Annotated in this window: 18 protein-coding genes; 4 read left to right on the top strand and 14 right to left on the bottom strand. The window is 63.4% G+C overall.

From position 1 onward, the window contains the following. Positions 1 to 733: 733 nt before the first annotated feature. Both ACVWZ8_RS24140 and ACVWZ8_RS24135 read right to left on the bottom strand, forming a co-directional pair. A complete protein-coding gene (locus tag ACVWZ8_RS24140) occupies positions 734 to 1,720 on the bottom strand; it encodes a hypothetical protein (protein WP_456506327.1) in 987 nt (328 codons plus the stop codon). Continuing rightward, positions 1,720 to 2,121 carry a hypothetical protein gene (locus ACVWZ8_RS24135; protein ID WP_354251394.1) on the bottom strand — a complete coding sequence of 134 codons (402 nt, stop codon included), beginning with the start codon at positions 2,119 to 2,121 and terminating at the stop codon, positions 1,720 to 1,722. The genes ACVWZ8_RS24140 and ACVWZ8_RS24135 overlap by 1 nt, the downstream gene beginning before the upstream one ends. 608 nt (positions 2,122 to 2,729) lie before the next feature. On the opposite strand from ACVWZ8_RS24135, the gene ACVWZ8_RS24130 reads away from it, so the two are divergent. Further along, positions 2,730 to 2,963 (top strand): hypothetical protein, encoded by a 234-nt coding sequence (locus tag ACVWZ8_RS24130; protein WP_456506326.1) that lies wholly within the window; start codon positions 2,730 to 2,732, stop codon positions 2,961 to 2,963. A 221-nt stretch (positions 2,964 to 3,184) separates the two neighbouring features. Beyond that, positions 3,185 to 5,005 (top strand): MarR family transcriptional regulator, encoded by a 1,821-nt coding sequence (locus tag ACVWZ8_RS24125; protein WP_456506325.1) that lies wholly within the window; start codon positions 3,185 to 3,187, stop codon positions 5,003 to 5,005. A gap of 91 nt (positions 5,006 to 5,096) precedes the next feature. Here the strand turns inward: ACVWZ8_RS24125 and ACVWZ8_RS24120 are convergent, their stop codons facing one another. From ACVWZ8_RS24120 to ACVWZ8_RS24110, 3 genes are all read right to left on the bottom strand, one after another. After that, entirely contained in the window at positions 5,097 to 5,549 is a 453-nt protein-coding gene (locus ACVWZ8_RS24120) for a hypothetical protein (protein WP_456506324.1), read from the bottom strand. Continuing rightward, on the bottom strand, positions 5,546 to 6,316 hold the full coding sequence (locus ACVWZ8_RS24115) for a ParA family protein (RefSeq protein ID WP_252610486.1): 771 nt from the start codon (positions 6,314 to 6,316) through the stop codon (positions 5,546 to 5,548). Before ACVWZ8_RS24115 ends, ACVWZ8_RS24120 begins: the two co-directional genes overlap by 4 nt. 885 nt (positions 6,317 to 7,201) lie before the next feature. Further along, positions 7,202 to 7,930, bottom strand: a complete 729-nt coding sequence (locus tag ACVWZ8_RS24110; RefSeq protein WP_456506504.1) for a helicase associated domain-containing protein — start codon at positions 7,928 to 7,930, stop codon at positions 7,202 to 7,204. Between the two features lie 500 nt (positions 7,931 to 8,430). Between ACVWZ8_RS24110 and ACVWZ8_RS24105 the strand changes: the two genes are divergently transcribed. Continuing rightward, the gene (locus ACVWZ8_RS24105; RefSeq protein ID WP_456506503.1) at positions 8,431 to 8,652 is read left to right on the top strand and encodes a helix-turn-helix domain-containing protein; all 222 of its coding nucleotides are present in this window, start codon (positions 8,431 to 8,433) and stop codon (positions 8,650 to 8,652) included. Positions 8,653 to 8,758: 106 nt separating this feature from the next. Here the strand turns inward: ACVWZ8_RS24105 and ACVWZ8_RS24100 are convergent, their stop codons facing one another. From ACVWZ8_RS24100 to ACVWZ8_RS24065, 8 genes are all read right to left on the bottom strand, one after another. Further along, entirely contained in the window at positions 8,759 to 9,574 is an 816-nt protein-coding gene (locus ACVWZ8_RS24100) for an IclR family transcriptional regulator domain-containing protein (protein WP_456506323.1), read from the bottom strand. Positions 9,575 to 9,621: 47 nt separating this feature from the next. Further along, positions 9,622 to 10,299: a 3-oxoacid CoA-transferase subunit B gene (locus tag ACVWZ8_RS24095; RefSeq protein WP_456506322.1), complete on the bottom strand. Its 678-nt coding sequence runs from the start codon at positions 10,297 to 10,299 to the stop codon at positions 9,622 to 9,624. A gap of 1 nt (position 10,300) precedes the next feature. Continuing rightward, positions 10,301 to 10,987 (bottom strand): 3-oxoacid CoA-transferase subunit A, encoded by a 687-nt coding sequence (locus ACVWZ8_RS24090; protein WP_456506321.1) that lies wholly within the window; start codon positions 10,985 to 10,987, stop codon positions 10,301 to 10,303. Between the two features lie 3 nt (positions 10,988 to 10,990). Beyond that, positions 10,991 to 12,217 carry a thiolase family protein gene (locus tag ACVWZ8_RS24085; RefSeq protein WP_456506320.1) on the bottom strand — a complete coding sequence of 409 codons (1,227 nt, stop codon included), beginning with the start codon at positions 12,215 to 12,217 and terminating at the stop codon, positions 10,991 to 10,993. After that, entirely contained in the window at positions 12,214 to 12,669 is a 456-nt protein-coding gene (gene pcaC, locus ACVWZ8_RS24080; protein ID WP_456506319.1) for a 4-carboxymuconolactone decarboxylase, read from the bottom strand. Before pcaC ends, ACVWZ8_RS24085 begins: the two co-directional genes overlap by 4 nt. Further along, positions 12,666 to 13,484 carry an alpha/beta fold hydrolase gene (locus ACVWZ8_RS24075; RefSeq protein ID WP_456506318.1) on the bottom strand — a complete coding sequence of 273 codons (819 nt, stop codon included), beginning with the start codon at positions 13,482 to 13,484 and terminating at the stop codon, positions 12,666 to 12,668. The genes pcaC and ACVWZ8_RS24075 overlap by 4 nt, the downstream gene beginning before the upstream one ends. Further along, a complete protein-coding gene (locus tag ACVWZ8_RS24070; RefSeq protein ID WP_456506317.1) occupies positions 13,477 to 14,187 on the bottom strand; it encodes a hypothetical protein in 711 nt (236 codons plus the stop codon). Before ACVWZ8_RS24070 ends, ACVWZ8_RS24075 begins: the two co-directional genes overlap by 8 nt. Before the next feature lie 137 nt (positions 14,188 to 14,324). Beyond that, entirely contained in the window at positions 14,325 to 14,462 is a 138-nt protein-coding gene (locus ACVWZ8_RS24065) for a hypothetical protein (RefSeq protein ID WP_456506316.1), read from the bottom strand. A gap of 309 nt (positions 14,463 to 14,771) precedes the next feature. Between ACVWZ8_RS24065 and ACVWZ8_RS24060 the strand changes: the two genes are divergently transcribed. After that, positions 14,772 to 15,041: an AAA family ATPase gene (locus tag ACVWZ8_RS24060; RefSeq protein WP_456506315.1), complete on the top strand. Its 270-nt coding sequence runs from the start codon at positions 14,772 to 14,774 to the stop codon at positions 15,039 to 15,041. A gap of 628 nt (positions 15,042 to 15,669) precedes the next feature. Here ACVWZ8_RS24060 and ACVWZ8_RS24055 read toward each other — a convergent pair. Continuing rightward, a complete protein-coding gene (locus tag ACVWZ8_RS24055; RefSeq protein ID WP_456506314.1) occupies positions 15,670 to 16,869 on the bottom strand; it encodes an MBL fold metallo-hydrolase in 1,200 nt (399 codons plus the stop codon). Positions 16,870 to 16,876 lie beyond the last annotated feature (7 nt).

Below are 16,876 nucleotides of genomic sequence, written 5' to 3'. Positions count from 1 at the left end.
ACCATAACGATTCCCTTGATTATCTCCGCAAACGACGACCGCTGCACGGCGTTGAGAGCCATCGTTGCCCCGAGGGACCAGCCAAACACCACACATTCAGTTCCGCCGCACTCCGCAACAAACCGAAGAGCTGCTTCTAGATCGCGCCACTCCGATTCGCCTAAATGCGATCGAGCGTCCCTCGACCGAGGGCCCTCGCCGTCATTCCGATATGAGATGACCAATGAGCTGAGTCCCATACGCGATGCGGTCTCCACCCCGCGCAGCGTCTGTACTCTGGTGCTCCCTTGCCCATGGACATGAATGGCCCAGCGGCAAGTTCCCAGGTCGACCATCCAAGCAGGGGCTGGGCCAAGAGTTGTCTCGACGAAGGTCTCGACCACGTCAGCTGCAACTGACAATGGATCGATCGAGACAACGCCACTCCACCTACCTCTTGACTTCAGGGACAGTCCAGCAGGCCTATAAAGGAGGCGCCGGCTGACTTTGCCCTCACGGGTGGAAATGACCGGGCCGATAACGGCCGGGGGGCCACCTGCGGAGAGCTGCATGCCGAACTGCCCGGGAGCCAGCGTGTGTCTCGTGGCTTGGAGCTCTATCTCGTTATCGGAAATTGCCAAAGGGACGATGTCATAGCGGGGCCTGTGCGTGGGTGAAGTCGCCTGACGTGCGGCCCATAGCGCACTGGCTAAGGCGCCTGCGGCACCAAGTAACCCCGTCCAGCCAGCGGCCTTCAGCGGGGACGCCATGAGAGCCTTTCGAGGTGACCGGAGGCGATGGCCAGTTTTCCAAGGCCCTTGGTACCGATTCTTTCTCTTGCTTCTGGATCCCGTGCCAAGGAGTCCTGGATCTCCACGATCATGCGGTGCAGCTCGCGGCGCCGGCGGTCCGGGCGTTTCGGAACCACACCAAGGTCCAGGGTCAGCCCCGTATTCCCGGCTACTGCCTGTCTCCAGACGGGTTGCAGGCCCGCAAGTACCGAACTCGTTCGCGCTGTTTCGTAGATGGCAGTGACTTTGCGGCTGGCGGGAGGCAGGGCCATGCCGGTGCAAAGAAAAACGAACGTAGCCGAATTCAACACCGCATAGATTCCGGACAGGGCCGTGAGCGCCCCAACCATGCCGAGAACGTTAAGTGCATCGAGTACCAGCACATCAACGACGAGCAAAACGGCGAACAGGCATCCCAAGCCGACGAGTGCAAACGCCGCGGTGTAGATTCTCGTGGTCCAAGCCTTCCGAAAGCGCACGCAGGTCCAGCCGGCGCTAGCCATGACTGCGCCTATGTAAAGGTACTGGGCCGCCGAATACAGACCTGCCGCCCACTGCCCGCCGTAGTCCCGCATGAACGACGTCGACGTAACGGGAGCATCGATAAGCAGGAATAGGACGGTCGCCGATATCGCAGCGCCTGCAAGCCCTGCTTTGGCCAATACGTCGTAGAAGGATTTCCTGCCGTAGGATGCTGGCCGTGCAGCCCGATGAATGGCCCGGGCGAGAAAATAGACACCAGTCACCAGGAGAAGGTTCGCTCCAAGGTCCGCGTAGTTCTTGCCGCCTACCCACGCGTCCGCGAGAAAATAAACAGTATTGATGTTGAGGACCATGGACACGGAAATAAGCACCGAGGCCCATAGGATGCTGGTGTCTTTACCCTGGCCGCGTGACGCGATGACGATCAGCGTCAGACTTACCATCAGCCCCGCTGCGATGAACTCCATTAGCCGAAGACCTCCTCGAAGGCGCCCGGTTCACCGGGCCCTTCTCTCAGTGCCTCTGCCATGAGGTCGGCGAGGTATTCGGCTGTTGCCTCTTCTAAAGTCCGGAACTCGGTCCGCATGAGGGCCCTGCTCACAATCTCCGGAGACAGGCCACGAAAGCCGCTCTTTAAGACGGTTCCCGCGCCGGCAGTAGTGTCGTGGCCCAGGACCATATGAGCAAGTTCATGAAGAATGAACTGCTGACGCTGCAGCTCCCAAGGCGTTGGGGGGTGAAACACCCACTCGACCTTCGCCCCCGGTAGCCACAGGCCACAGATGGATGTACCGACCAGCTTCTCAGTTGCCCGAATCCTGATCCGTTTGCCGCGAATGTCTTCGATAACACTCAGGAGCAGACTCAAAGTCAGGCCTCCCGGGAGTTCCAAGGATGCGAATGCACTGGAGGCATCGTTGAAAGCTTGCCCAGACGTAGTAACAGACAGGGAACGCAGAGCTTGCGTCACAACAACATGACCCTTCATTAGCTTCAGTGGGGATAGGCTAGGCTGAAACATGTTTCAAACATGTCTTAGCCAGGTTTAGGATCGAGTTAATCCCGGGCAGAACGGGCCTAACCATACCAAGCGGATCCCAGAAGCTCTCGTCATCGCCAGGGGAAGGAAGGATGCACATGGTCTACGTCCCACCCGCGAAAGCACAATGTGTCCGACAGCTCCGTCAGCATTCCAGTTCGTCGGGGCGAAGGGGAGGGACACTCATGTCGACTCGTATCGCTGCCACCCCACGAGGAAAATAGAGATTCAGGCCAGATGTGCGAAGACCAACAAAAGTGCGGTGCGACACGCGGGGTCGTTTTCTGTAAACAAATCCCCGAACACCCCTCAAGGAAGTGCTACTTTCGACTGAGTCGATAGCTGTAAACAGAAACTCGTTAGCGTCGACATCGAGTAGGGCCAGCGATGAAGCAGTCACGACCTATCGGTTTGTGCGAGATTCAAAGGACATGACAATGAGCGCAGTAATCAATCGTGGAGGCGGACGACCCAGCAAGGGGCTCCGCGAATACATTGGCTTCCGGACGCCGGCTAAGACCGCGGAGGACGTTAAGATGATCGCCACCGCCAAAGGCATGACCGTTACTGACTACGTTTCCGCTGCCGTCGACCGGTCGCTACGCGAAGACTTGGCAATGCTGGATCATTTCGCGCACCAGGAGGAACTTCCTATCCGCATAGCCTCATAAACAGAAGAAGGCCCGCACTAGGCGGGCCTTCGAAGCTGAAGATTCACGATCCGGGAAGCTTGCCGGCGATCAGATCGTAAATCGTATGGAAGACCTTCACAGGTCTTCATTTGTGTTGCAAAACCGATCTTGCAGGATCGGCCCTTACCCATTCCCTCGACAGGAACAGAATCATCGTACAACAACACGCTCTTGGGCTGCCAGCACTAGACGAAGCTGGCGTGTCTCGCCAGCAGTCTTCCTTGGCCAGCGCCGCTCAGACCTGGGCCGCCCTGACACCTCTTCTCGCAGGTCAGCCCCGCATACGTCTCTCCAAGGACGGCGGAAATACGTACCCACAGAAGCACGAACGGGCACTAACTGTGGCGCTCCCCACGTTCCCTGCGGCGGTACGGATCTTCGGAAAAGACGGCACCTGCGCCGCGATCTTCCTCGACTTCGACTCCTCCGTCGCCGGCGTCGACTGGGTGCAGGCCGACGTCCGCGCGGTCCAGGCCTGGCTGCACAACTGCGGGGCCCGTTGGATTGAGGACTACTCCCCCAACGGTGGCCGCCACATTTACATCCCGTTGGCGCAACGAGTTACATTCTCCGAAGCGCGTGATCTTGTCGAGGCTCTGGGCACCCGGCACCGGACCCTGGACAAGACCCCGCACCAGAACCTCCTCCACGGCTGCATGCGCACGCCGGGTTCCCAGCACAAGCGAGGCGGCCACCAAGAACTCGCAATGAGCCTGAATATGGCCTACGACATTGCCCGTCGGCCCAACTCAACATCCGTGTGGACTGCGATGAACGCTGAACTAGCAGGGGAGATCGGAGCCGTCCGGGCGTTCCGCCTCGAGCAAACGTTCACGTCGGAGGCCGGCGAGACACCCGAGCTCCAGCATCCGGCTGGCCGGATGTCCAGGGTAATGCAGCTGATGGCTCAAACCGGACTGTACGACTCGAACCGGTACGCGTCTGACTCGGAGGCTCGCCAGGCAATCATCACGGGGGCTGCGTCCGCAGGGATGGAAGTTACCGATGTGGAACGTCGGATGCTACAGGGGACCTGGCCAGGGCTTGCCTCCTTTTATGCCCGTTATGCCTCCCGGCACAGGGTTCCTGCCCTGCGCCGGGACTGGCTGAATGCGGTCAGCTACTTGAAAGACCGAGGATCCAGGGACGGTAAGAACAATGATCGTAAATCCCCCACAAGCCAGCCAAATACACACGCCCAGGGGTTACAAGCAAACTCGATCTCTACGAATCCCGATGCTGAGCATCGGTCTATCAGGACTTGGCGAAATGCACTCAGACTTAGGGAGCACGCTTACACCGATTCGAGGACAGGGCTGGCGCGAAGAATGGTGCTAAGGGCACTGGGGGAGGCTGCACACATGACAGGCTCCCGGTTCGTTGAATTCGGTGCCCGGTCCATTGCGGTTGCCACAGGACTCGACCACACGACTGTCGGATCCCATTTGAGGGCGTTGCGCGGGGAGAGCGACGGCTTGGTGACCCTGGTCGAAGAAGGCCGCGGCACCAAAGGGGATCTCTACATGCTTACCGTGCCGGAAGAGATGAAGGCGGCGGCCGAAGACCTAACCTGGCGGAAGGGGAAGATTCATGCCTTGAGGCCGGTGTTCCGGGAGCTTGGACTGCCGGCGGCATTCGTCTACGAGGCGCTGGAGAACTCCCCCGGACTTTCCACGGCCGAGCTCGTGAAGTTGACCAAGCTTTCCCGGACAGCGGTCAGTGAAGCGCTCGAGGTGATGGCTGCGTGGAACATGATCGCTCGGGACATCACACGGGCCTGGTCTGTGGTTGCTACTACGTCGTTGAAGGATCTCGCCGAGCACTTCGGCGTGCTGGAAGCCGTCGCGGCGCAGCTGCAGCGGTACCGGATCGAACGGATCCTGTGGAAGGAGTGGCTGTCCAAGAACGTGAACACTGTCGCGGAGCTCCTCTCCCCCGGTGAAGACTATCCGTGGGAGGCGTATGAGGGCCCACCGGATGAGTGGGCCCTCGCAGACATGGCGTTCACCAGGGGCGGGTAAGGGTTCGGCCCGTAGGGCCAGTACTGTCATGCATTCATGCATGACAGTACTAAGAGTTCTCGTCGCGGTGATCTCGGCCACTCCCCTCGCTCTAGCCCCAGCGGGACTTGATAGCCTGCTCGATCGCTTCACGGACGGAGATGCCTTCGTCCTCCGCGGCCGCATATAGCACGTCAAGGACTTCCTGGGATAGGCGCGTGCTCAATGGAAATGTCACCTCGCGGCGCGTGGTTTTCCGGTTCGCGTGCGTCTTCGAAGCCTTTGCAGGTTTGGAGGACTGGCGCGCTGGAGCCTTTGTCGGGACGGTAGTGGCGGCAGTCGGGACAAAGGACTCGGTCACGGAGTCCTGGAGGCGGCTGGGGGCCGGTTCTTCGGTCGGGGCCACTGCGTCTATTCCCCCGCCTGTCGGGGCCGGTTCCTCAGCCTTCACGATTGCCGGCGCCACAGCTGCCGGTGAATAGTCGACCGGGTCGACCTTCTCGTCAGGTGCCGGACGTGGCGTACGGCGCAGGACGGCCGGGCGGTCCTTCAAGTCTTCGGTCATCGGACGATCTCCTTCATCAGCTCGTTGTAGGCTTCCACGACGGGCTGGCCCTTGCGGTATTCCCCATACCATTCTTGCGTCATGCGCATTTCCTGGACGATGGTCCGGTGCGGGACCAGCGGGGTGAGAAGCATTCCGGTCTCTCGGAGTTCGTCGATGCTGGCCACCGCGATGCGGGACATAACCGTCGAGGCGACGGCGCCGACGACGATGCCAGCCTCGTGCAAGTTGTCCGGCGCCCCTAGGCGCTTACGGGACATCCGGAACTGTTCTACACTCTTGCGTGCACCGGCCACACCGTCCACGCCATCGACGGTGGCGCCAGCGGCGTACACGATCGTGTCGGCGGCGTTCAGGGCGGAGAGAGTGAGTGGCCCGCCCTGGCGGTTTGGGCAGTCGATGATGACGACGTCGGCGTCAATTCCTATGAGGGACGTGCGCAGGCGGAGTTCGGCATGGTCGGCGCGGTCTGCTTCGCGGTTGGATACGCTGCGGGCGGAGGGAACGACGCGAAGGTTGGGGAACCAATTGGACTCCACAGCGAGGTCCTGGGCCCAGCCTTCAGGATCGGAGTCGCCCAGGATAGCGCCGACGTGGAGCCCATCCTCTTTCGGCTCGATTCCGATCCACTTGCTCGCCGCAGCGCGCGGATCTAGGTCGACGAGTACAACTTTGCGTCCTGAAGCGGCGGTGACTGCGGCGAGGGACACAGCAGTTGTCGTCTTCGTGGCACCGCCAGACTCGCTGTAAACCATGATTGTTTGCATGCTTGAAAGGATTCCGTAGCCATGAGTGCGTTACAAGGAGCCACGCCGATCACTCCCCCATTGTGATCAAGCTTGCATGTATTCTTGCTTGCTGCCATACATGGATTCTTTCATGCATTCATGCATGAAAGAATCGTTGAGTCTCCTGCCTCGAGGTGGTTAGACACCCAGTCTGCGGTAACTGACGGACGTTACTCGCTTACGAAATGCCTAGATGACGTGCGGTAGATTGCGGACTCGCGAACATGCATTCATGCTTGAAAGAAAGCATGAATGCATGCATGAAGCGATTGTGGAGTCTCCTACCTTGGGGTCATCAGACACCCACTCTGCGGTCGATGATGGGGGGACGTTACCCGTTTGCTTGACACCTACCTGACGTGGGGCAGTTTGCCATGCTTGCAGGCTTTCTTTCTTTCTTGCATGAAAGAAAGTAGGCAAGAAAGAATCCATGCATGGATGGCAGAATGCACGACTTCCGTGGCTCGATTTTTGTAGTTCAAGAAACCCTGGCGCGGTGCGGTGCCGCCTGCGGCGGGCAGCAGTCCTTGTCGCACCCATTAATGCATGAAAGAAAGCAATCGGGCGGTCGATAAAGAATGCATGCATGCTTTCATGCATGAACGAACGATGCCGGCCTCTCGACAGTCCATTCGACGCCAGTCAGAAACGACCCTTACTGCCTTGCTCCAGCAGTGCCGTCGCATCCGGTAGCAGCTCGCCAGCCAGGGTCGGCGGCAAATGTCCGGCAATGGCGTGTAGATAGCGTCGGCATGCCCGAAGTTCGACCCAGGAGCCGCATTCGGGTCCAAGTGGTCAGAACTCGAGTTCGATATCAAAGTTGGTCGAAAGGTATGGGGGAGCGTTTTTGATCGTCCGGTTTGGCTATACCTCGACCTGAGCTGAGGAGTGCAGGGGCATTACGTCAGTCTGGGGCTTGTTGCCCTCATTGTCATCCGCACCCACTGATGCTGGGGATATCGGCCCTAGTGGCCCTGCGGCAGGGCTGATAGTCCGGCGTCCTCCGCTTCGTGCCCGGCCTTCGCGCCAGCCAGGCAGGCTTGCATCCAGTTCCGCCTCCTTGGCAGGGTTCAGGGTGCCGTGGCGGTGGTTGATCCGTTGGCTGTGCAGCCATACGCCGAGGATCCGTTCCTGTTCTGTGGCGGCTTTTTTGTGCAGGGGCCAGTTATTGCCGGCGGCCCGGTATGTCGCGAGTTCGGCCAGCCGGCGGTCCCAGCGGGCTGCGTTTACCTCGCTCTGTGTCGGCTGTTTGTTCCAGCCCGGAATGACATTGAGGCCTTGATAGGCGGGGGAGAGGGTGCCAGCGGCGGCGTCTTGCCGGCGGTGGTGCAGCCACACGCCCAGGGCCCGTTCCCGTGCTGTGTTCCCGCCGGTCGTGGGCAGCTGTCCCTGTGTCTGGTGGAAAGCCAGGACATCGTGGAGGTTGCGCAGTCCGGCCCGGTTGTTGCGTGGTGCCTTGCTGTGCGCTGTTCTGTGCTGGTCTCGGAGCCCGGGCTCCTCTTGGGCTGCGAGGTGTAGGTGGTACCGGATGGTGCTTGCGGCCAGGCCGGTGGCGGCGGCGATCTTCGGGGCGGGGATGCCTTTCCGGTACATTTGCACGAATTCAGGGTCCGGTGCCCGGCGGTTAGTCCTGGTGACTGGCGGTCTCGGCGGAGCGTGGCCTGTTGAGGGCTGGTGTGCTCGCGAATCGGTGTGCATCTCAGAAGCCTAATCTGCAGGGGCTGTGCTGGCCGGACAGAAGCAAGCCGCTTTGAACATGGCGGCTGTAGGCGGGTATGAACCGTTCGGTCACACCAACGATTGGTGCCCTCAAGGGTCGGTCACAAAAGCCCGTACCCTACCCGGTATCTGGCACTGCGGGTTCTGGAGTCGGTCCGTTCTCGCGGTAAGGACGGCGAGCATCCCGTTCGGGCCTACCCTTGCCAGGAATGTGGAATGCCACCTACTGGCACCTGAGGTCCAAGAGGCTCACTGGCATAGTTCCTGTCTGGGGGCGGCGGTTTCGTTGCCGGGCTGGGGGGGTGATCCCGCTGGACGGGCGGGCCCGCACGTAGGATGGGTCGGTGTCCGACGAACCCTAGAATCGCCGGTTTCTGACCATTGGCCAGGCCGCCGAGGAGCTGAACGTCTCAGTGGCCCAGGTCCGGTCCCTGTTGAGGATCGGTGAGCTGTGCGGGATCCAGGTTGGCGGCAGGGGCCTGTGGCGCGTTGGGGTCAACGACGTCGAAGACTTCATCACGGAGGCGTACCGTCGCACCGGCGAACGCATTGCCGCTGGCGAGCTCACAGAAGACGGGGAACCGGATGGGGAGTAAGCGCGCAGGGTCCCGGCCAGCGTCTCTAGAGGGGGGGCCGGGTCCCGGCCGCGTACTCTGCCGTACAGTGTCCATGGCACCCATCAGCGGCACCAGGGACTGGCCGCTATCGGCCGCCGGAGAGATCCGCGGAGATGATTGCGGCCGTGGTCACGGCGGCCTTCCGCACCGAGTCCAGGTATGCCGCCGGGTCCGGCCGGACCGCGACCGGCTGGGCTTGCAGGGAGACATTGATGGCGGCGACCGTTTTGGGTCCGTCATGGACCGGCGCGGCGATGGACATGAGCCCGGGTTCGAGTTCCTGGTCCAGCAGGCACCAGCCCTGCGTCCTGACGGTATCCAGTTCTGCGAGCAGTTCTTTCCGGGTTCCGATGGCATGCGGGGTCAGTGGCCGGATGTCAGTGCTGGCGAGGTACTTCTCGAGCCCGGCAGGTGGCAGGGCCGCCAACAGCACCCTGCCCATCGAGGTGGCGTAGGCCGGGAAGCGTGTGCCGACGGTGATACTGACGGTCATGATCCGGCGTGTCGCGACCCTGGCGATGTAGGCGATGTCCGTGCCGTCCAGCACTGCGGCCGACGTCGATTCCCCCAGCCGGTGGGAGAGCTCCTCGAGGTGCGGTTGGGCGAGTTGCGGCAGCGACAGCCCGGACAAATAAGCGAACCCGAGCTGCAGCACCTTGGCGGTCAGGGCGAAGATCTTGCCGTCGGTCCGGACGTAGTCCAACTCCACGAGCGTGTACAGGAACCGTCGGGCGGTGGCGCGGGTGAGGTTCGTCCGGGCCGCCACCTCGGTGAGCGTCATCTTCGGATGGTCCGTGTCGAAGGCGCGGATTACCGCCAGTCCGCGCGCCAGTGACTGTACGTACTGGTCACTGGCCACCGGCGCGCCGTCGGCCCTTGCGCTTTTTTCTGCGTTAATCATGTCCATGCCTCTCGATCCCGCTTTACTTTATCCGCGTGGGCGGCACCTCAGCGTGCAGATGCGGCCCTGAGCGGCACGGGGACCATGTCCTGGAGTTCCTCCAGGGTGCAGCCAAACGTCTCACGGACCTCGACGCCGCCGGGTCCGGTCAGGAACACGGCCTTGTCGGTGTAGACGCGGGTGACGCAGCCGATCCCGGTCAACGGGTAGCTGCACGCCTCGACGAGCTTGGAGGCACCGTCGCGGGTCAGGAGTGTCATCATCACGAACACGTCCTTGGCGCCGGTGGCGAGGTCCATGGCTCCGCCGACGGCGGGGATCGCGTCCGGGGCGCCGGTGTGCCAGTTGGCGAGGTCGCCGGTGGCGGAGACCTGGAAGGCGCCGAGCACGCAGATATCGAGGTGTCCGCCGCGCATGATCGCGAAGGAGTCCGCGTGATGGAAATAGGATGCCCCGGCCAGTTCGGTCACGGGGATCTTCCCGGCGTTGATGAGGTCACCATCGATCTGGTTGCCGGTGGCTTCCGGGCCCATACCGAGCATGCCGTTCTCGGTGTGGAGCGTGATGTTCTGTGCCGGGGCCAGGTAGTTGGACACGAGGGTGGGCTGGCCGATGCCGAGGTTCACGAAGGATCCGGGGGCGATGTCGCGGGCCACGAGGCGGGCGAGATCGTCCCGGCCCAGTGGTGTCCCGCTGGTTTGGATCGATGCTGTCTGGGTGCTCATGTCAGGCCACCTGTTCTGCCGTGCCGGGGGCGCCGATGCGCACGACGCTGTTGATGTAGATGCCGGGGGTCACGATGTTTTCCGGGTCGAGGCCGCCGGTGGGGACGATTTCGGACACCTGGGCGACGGTGTGCCGGGCCGCGGCTGCCATGATCGGGCCGAAGTTCCGGGCGGTCTTGCGGTAGACGAGGTTTCCTTTGCCGTCGGCCGTGAGGGCCTTGATGAGGGCGATATCGGCGTGGATGGGGGTTTCGAAGACCTGCCATTTGCCGTCGAGGAAGCGGGTTTCCTTGCCTTCGGCGAGCATGGTGCCGTAGCCGGTGGGGGTGAAGAAGCCGCCGATCCCGGCGCCGGCGGCGCGGATCCGCTCGGCGAGGTTGCCCTGGGGGACGAGTTCGAGCTCAATTTCACCGGCGCGGTATTTCGCGTCGAAGTGCCAGGAGTCGGACTGCCGCGGGAAGGAGCAGATCATCTTCTTGACCCGGCCTTCCTTGATGAGCAGGGCGAGCCCCTGATCGCCCTGGCCGGCGTTGTTGTTGACCACGGTGAGGTCCGTGGCGCCGCAGTCCATGAGGGCGTCGATGAGTTCGAACGGCTGGCCCGCGTTGCCGAATCCGCCGATCATTACGGTGGAGCCGTCCTTAATTCCGGCGACGGCCGCGCCGACGGTGTCTACGAAGTTCAGCATGTCCTAGCCCTTTACTGTGACCGATTTTGCTGACGTCACGGCGGGTGCGGTGACGTTTTCCAGGACCACGGCCAGGCCCTGGCCGACGCCGATGCAGATCGCGGCGACGCCCCAGCGCTCACCGGAGGCCTGCAGTGACCGGGCCAGGGTGCCGAGGATGCGTCCGCCGGAGGCACCGAGCGGGTGGCCCATGGCGATGGCGCCGCCGTGCCGGTTCACGATGGAGGCGTCGATGCCCCAGGCGTTGATGCAGGCCAGGGATTGCGCGGCGAAGGCTTCGTTGAGTTCGACGGCGCCGACCTGGTCCCAGCCGATGCCGGCCTTCGCGAGGGCCTTGTTGGCGGCCTCGACCGGGGCGTAGCCGAAGTACTGCGGATCGTTCGCGTGCGCGCCGCGGCCTGCGATCCGGGCCAGCGGCTCCAGGCCGAGCAGCCCGGCGGCGCTCTCGGAACCGAGCCAGGCCGCGGACGCGCCGTCGGAGAGCGGGGAGGCGTTGCCGGCAGTGACGGTCCCGCCCCCGGTCCGGAAGACGGGTTTGAGTCCGGCGAGTTTCCCGGCGGAGGAGCCCGCGCGGATGGCCTCGTCGCGGACCAGGTCCGTGCCCGGCACCGGGACTACGAGGTTGTCATAGAACCCCTCATCCCAGGCCGCGGCGGCGAGGTTGTGCGAGTTGGCAGCGAACTCATCCTGCGCCTCGCGGGTGACGCCGTACTTCTCGGCCAGCCGTTCGGTGGCTTCGCCGAGGGAGATGGTCCACTCCTTCGGCATGGCTTGGTTCACCAGCCGCCAACCGAGGGTGGTGGATGCGAGGTTGAGGTCCCCCGCCGGGTAGGGCTTCTCGGTCTTGGGCAGCACCCAGGGGGCCCGGGACATGGACTCCGCGCCGCCGATCAGCATCAGTTCGGCGTCGCCGGTGTTGATTTGCCGGGAGGCGATGATCGCCGCGTCCAGGGAGGAGCCGCAGAGCCGGTTGACCGTGGTGCCCGGGATCGAGACCGGCAGACCGGCCAGGAGGGTGGCCATCCGGGCGATGTTGCGGTTTTCCTCGCCGGCGCCGTTGGCGTTGCCGAAGATGACCTCGTCGATGCGTTCGACGTCGAGGTCCGGGGCGCGCTTCACGGCTTCGCGGATGACATGGGCGGCGAGGTCATCGGGGCGGATGGTGGCCAGTCCGGCGCCGAACTTGCCAAAGGGTGTGCGTACGGCGTCGTACACAAAAGCCTGATTCATGACTGGTTGTCCATTTCTGCGTTGTCCATTGATTGGAAGACCTGCTGGGCGGTCTTGAACGCGGTGTTCGCGGAGGGGACGCCGCAATAGATGGCGGTCTGGAGCAGGATTTCCTTGATCTCGTCCCGGCTCAGTCCGTTGGTGATGGCGGCGCGGATGTGCATGGCCAGTTCTTCCCAGTGCCCGTGCGCGACCATGGCGGTAATGGTGACGGTGGAACGCATCTTGCGGCTGATCCCGGGCCGGGTCCAGATGCCGCCCCAGGCGATGCGGGTGATCATGTCCTGGAAGTCTTCGGTGAAGGCATCTTTGGTCGCGTTGGCGCGGTCCACGTGTGCGGCGCCGAGGACCTCGCGGCGGACCACCATGCCGCCGTCGTGGATTTCCTGGCTGGTGGCGTCCGGCTGGATGACCCCGTTCCTTTCGGGGCCGGACGGTTCCGGGCCGGTCATTTGGTTGCTCCAGTGGATTCGGTCCAGTTAATGAGGCTCCGCAGCAGACCGGCAACGTGGGCAGGTGCCTCAAACGGCGCCAGGTGTGCCACGCCTTCGAGGGTCACGGCATTGGCGGTGCCGCCGCCGGCGGTGATTCCGTCGGCTATCGCCTCGGCGAAGGACGGCGGGGCCACGCTGTCCTGGGCGCCCGCGACAGCTTGGGTGGGAACGCTGATAGTGCCCAGTTCGGCCCGGACGTCGAAGCCGGCGAGGGCCTCGCAGCAGAAGGCGTAGCTGAACCGGTCAGCGTCGCGCAGGCTGTGCAGGAGCCGGCTGCTCAATTCGGGCTCGCGTTCCATAAAACCCGGCCCGAACCAGCGCTGCGCGGAGCCCTGGATCATCACCGGGGTTCCCTGGCTGCGCACGGTTTCGGCGCGTTCCAGCCACCCGTCGGGGGTGCCGAGCTTCGCGCCGGTGCATTGCACCGAGAGGCTCTTGAGCCGTTCGCCGTGCTTGATGCCCAGCTGCAGGCCGGTGGCGCCGCCGAGGGAGACACCGGCATAGTGGAACGTTGATCCGGGGGCGATCGAATCAACCAGTTCAACGACGGCGTCGGCAAGTTCGGGGACCGTAAACGTTTCCGTCGCCGCCGGCGAGACGCCGTGGCCGGGCAGATCCCAGGCGACGACGTCGAGCTCGTCCCCGAGCAGGGCGCCGACCTGGTTCCACAGCAGCGTGGAGGTGCCCAGGGACGGGCCCACAATGAGGAGGGGTTTGTCTCCCAGCGGACGCGGGGGCGAAAGCAGCACTGCCTTGACTGTTGGTTTAGCCACGATCGGCTCCGTTCAGGTCGGGGGTTGGCGATGATGTGTGGGCTTCCGCGCCGCCGGGGCAGAACTCCGGGTACGCGGCAAGGATGCGGCGGGAGATCTCGGCAGCCTGGCCGAGGTAGTTGGCCGGATCAAGCAGTTCCTGCAGCCGGGCATCGGAAAGCAACTCAGTCGGGACGGCGGCGCGGAGCAGCCGGCGGTAGGTGGATCCCGGGGCCGGGGCCGGGACCTGGAGGGTCTGGTCCACGACGGTTTGCAGCTCCTGCCGGCCGTCGGAGCCGTCCCGTGCAGCAAGGAGCGGGGCGACGGCGGCCGTGACGGCTTCGCTGAGCAGCAGCGGTCCGGAAAGTTCCAGGTTGCGGCGCATCGCTGCGGGGAAGACCCGCAGGCCCTCGGCAAGTTCGCGGAGCTGGGCCGCTGCGCCGAGGCCGAGGCGGAGCAACTGGCGCAGCGCCGGCGATTCGCTGTGCCAGGCGCCGTCCGGGCGTTCGTCGTTGAAGGTGGCGGCGGCCAGATGCAACTGGGCTGCCAGGATCGCATCCGGGATGGGGTGGCCGGCGCCGTCGTACACAGTGCCCTGGAGCCGGATGGAGCCCGCGGAGCCCGGGGCCAGCAGCTCCCGGTCCTTGCTGTAGGGCAGGGCGTAGCCGTAGAACGGGCCCACCGTCTGGCCGGGTGTCGGTATGAGTGTGGTGGGGTTATTCATGGTCGTCGCCTTCCGCTCCCAGGGCCTCGTTTTCGGTCCAGGTCCGTTTGGATCCGGTCAGGACGCGCGGAGCGCCGGCCGCGGGCCCGGGGTTGGAGATTAGAATACCGCAATTGTTCGCATATTGCACGCATGTTCTACTGACGAACATTGTGTGGCAGCTTATGAGTAATCGGCCCGACGGGGGCGTCAACTTCACGAATCGGTTTGTGGTCCATTGCTGCAATGGTGGCCAGTAATGTCATCACCGATTCCGGCTCATCCTCAAAAGTCATACCTGTCGCTTGAACGAAGCGAGAGGCCCAGCCCGGCCGGGTAGTGGCCGGGCGCCGGAGGGGCTTCTAGTCCTTCCAGCCGGGGTAGGGGTTCTGGTTTTGGGCGGGTAGTTTTGCGGCGGTGGCGCGGAGGCTGTCCGGACCGTGGGACTGCCCGGAGGCGGGTCAGCCGGGCTCGTGGGAGCATGGCCTCATGGCAAATTCCTAGTCCGGCGACTCATCGCTGGACAGGCTGGTGTGCATCCTGAGCTCCTTCGATGCCGGGTGGCCCCGGTACCAGGTAATGTGGTCTTCCTTGATGAGGCTGGCATGGTCGGCACAGAGATGTTCGCCGCCGTCGTCACCATCGCGGAACAGCACGGCGCTGTGGTCCGCGCCCTGGGGGATGACAACCAGCTCTCCGCCGTTGGTTCCGGCGGCGCGCTGCGGTACTTGAAGAACACCGTGGGTGCGGCCGAGCATGTTCAACATCAGGCGTCCGGTGGTGGTTTACGGGTCAATGCCGTCGGCGATCGAGCGGACCATTGTCATTTTCATAAGGCGACTGCACGAAATGTCAGAAGCCGTCTGCACAACTGAGGTCGGAGCCATCCGGTGCGCCGGTTCGGGAAGGCAGCCGCCAAAACCTGGCTATGCCTAGCAGGGAGTGCCTTCTTCATACCACCAGCCGGCCCAAGCGGATGAGGTTAGACGGCCCCCGGCTGGAGACGATGCCTCGGCCCATGAGGAGGCATCGAGGTTGTGCTCTTGATGCAGCATCATTGCCAGGTGGTTCAACAACGGGAGCATGGTCTGCTTTCTTGATGGGCCGGCGTTGTGGCGGGACGGCAACGTCTTGCCCGTCGACGTAGTTGCGGGGAGTTTTTTGTCGGATGGTCAGGTGCCGTTCTGTGCCGGGTTGGTTCCGGCTCCGGCTGCATGCAGCGGCCTATCAAGGTCCGCTGTGCCGGCATGGTGGGAAATATGAGTTTGGCGGCTGTGGGGATCTGGTCCTCGTTGAAGCGAGATCACGCAGCGCGCATGGGGCGTTGAGGGCTTTGTGCAGGCATGAGTCCTGTGGGCACATCGGAGTTGCCCGGTGCCGCTGCGATGTGCAGTTCGGGGTCCGGGGCGGCCGGGACGTTGAACTCCGCGGCGTGGGTAGGCGAACGGCACCACAGCTGGCCTGCACCGCAGACCCGGCTGCGGTGCAGGCCGCGCCGGACGCTTATGCCTTGGCAGTTCCGATGCCGATGACGTCGAGGTCGTGGCCGATCACGAGCTGCCCGTCGAAGCCCTTGCCGCAGGCCGCCCAAACTTCGTCGGGCCTGTTTCCCGGCACAAGGTGCGAGAGAACAAGTGTTTTGGCACCCGCTTCCTGGGCCACGGGGCCGACGTCCTCGATCAAGGTGTGTGCCTTGACCAGGTGTTCATACAGTCCTTCCTGTGCCGGTGTGCGGGGAGTCGGGAAGAGGGATTCCGGCCAGGTCTTGTCAATCACCTCATGCACCAGCACGTCTGCATCCTTGGCCAACTTGATGATGTTGGGGGTCTTGCCCGTGTCTCCGGAGAACACCACCGAGCCGTCTGCGGTGTCGAAGCGGTAGGCCAGGGCAGGGAACACGGGGGCGTGGTTCACGAGGATCGCCGAAACCTTGACATGGTCGTCCTCGTAGAAGGTGAACGGGTCCATTTCAGGGCAGGGATCCGTATTCGGACTCTTCAGGTACTGCGCGGGAACGGGCACGTCGTGGGCCTCCCACAACTGCTCAGGGCGGGGTTTGCGGTTGTCGAAGAGCCTGTCGTTGAAATCGGTGGCATAGGCCTGCACGATCAGGTCCGTCATTTCCTTCGTTCCCGGCGTCGGGTTCCCCGGACTGACAGGTTCGGGGGGAACACCGGCGCCGAAGAGCGCCGGGACCTGGCCCCGGTTGCCCGGCCCCCAGATGGGGATCTTCTTGACGGACTGGAGCCCGTTGTAGAGGCCTTCGCTGAGGATGTTGTTCAGGTCGACAACATGGTCCGAGTGGAGGTGCGTGAGAAATATTCCGGCGAGCACATCGAGCGGCCCGTCCAGGTCCTTGTCGAAGTTCGGCCCGAGTTTCGCCGCCCGCAACTGGCGCATGACCCCGTGGCCGGCGTCGATGAGATAGTAGCGGTCTCCGACGACAAGTGCCGAGGAAATGCCTTCCCGTGTTCCGCCCGGCCAGTAGGGCGGGCCTCCGGAGGTGCCCAGGAGCACCAGGCGGGTGCGGTGGCCGTCAGCGGGGGAAGGCCCGAATGTCCTGGCCGTCGCGGTCGCTCCGGCACTTCCCGACGTCGGCGTGCAGGCCGTGAGCGTCACGGCCGCGGCCCCCAACCCGAAACTGGCAAGCATGCGTCTCCGGGAGACTCCCGCCGATTCCAGGCTTCCGAGTACATCGCACATGAAGGTG

This window comes from Arthrobacter sp. UYCu723 (assembly GCF_054059215.1).
The sequence above is the reverse complement of the archived record's forward strand: the minus strand, read 5'-3'. Positions and strand labels throughout refer to the sequence as shown.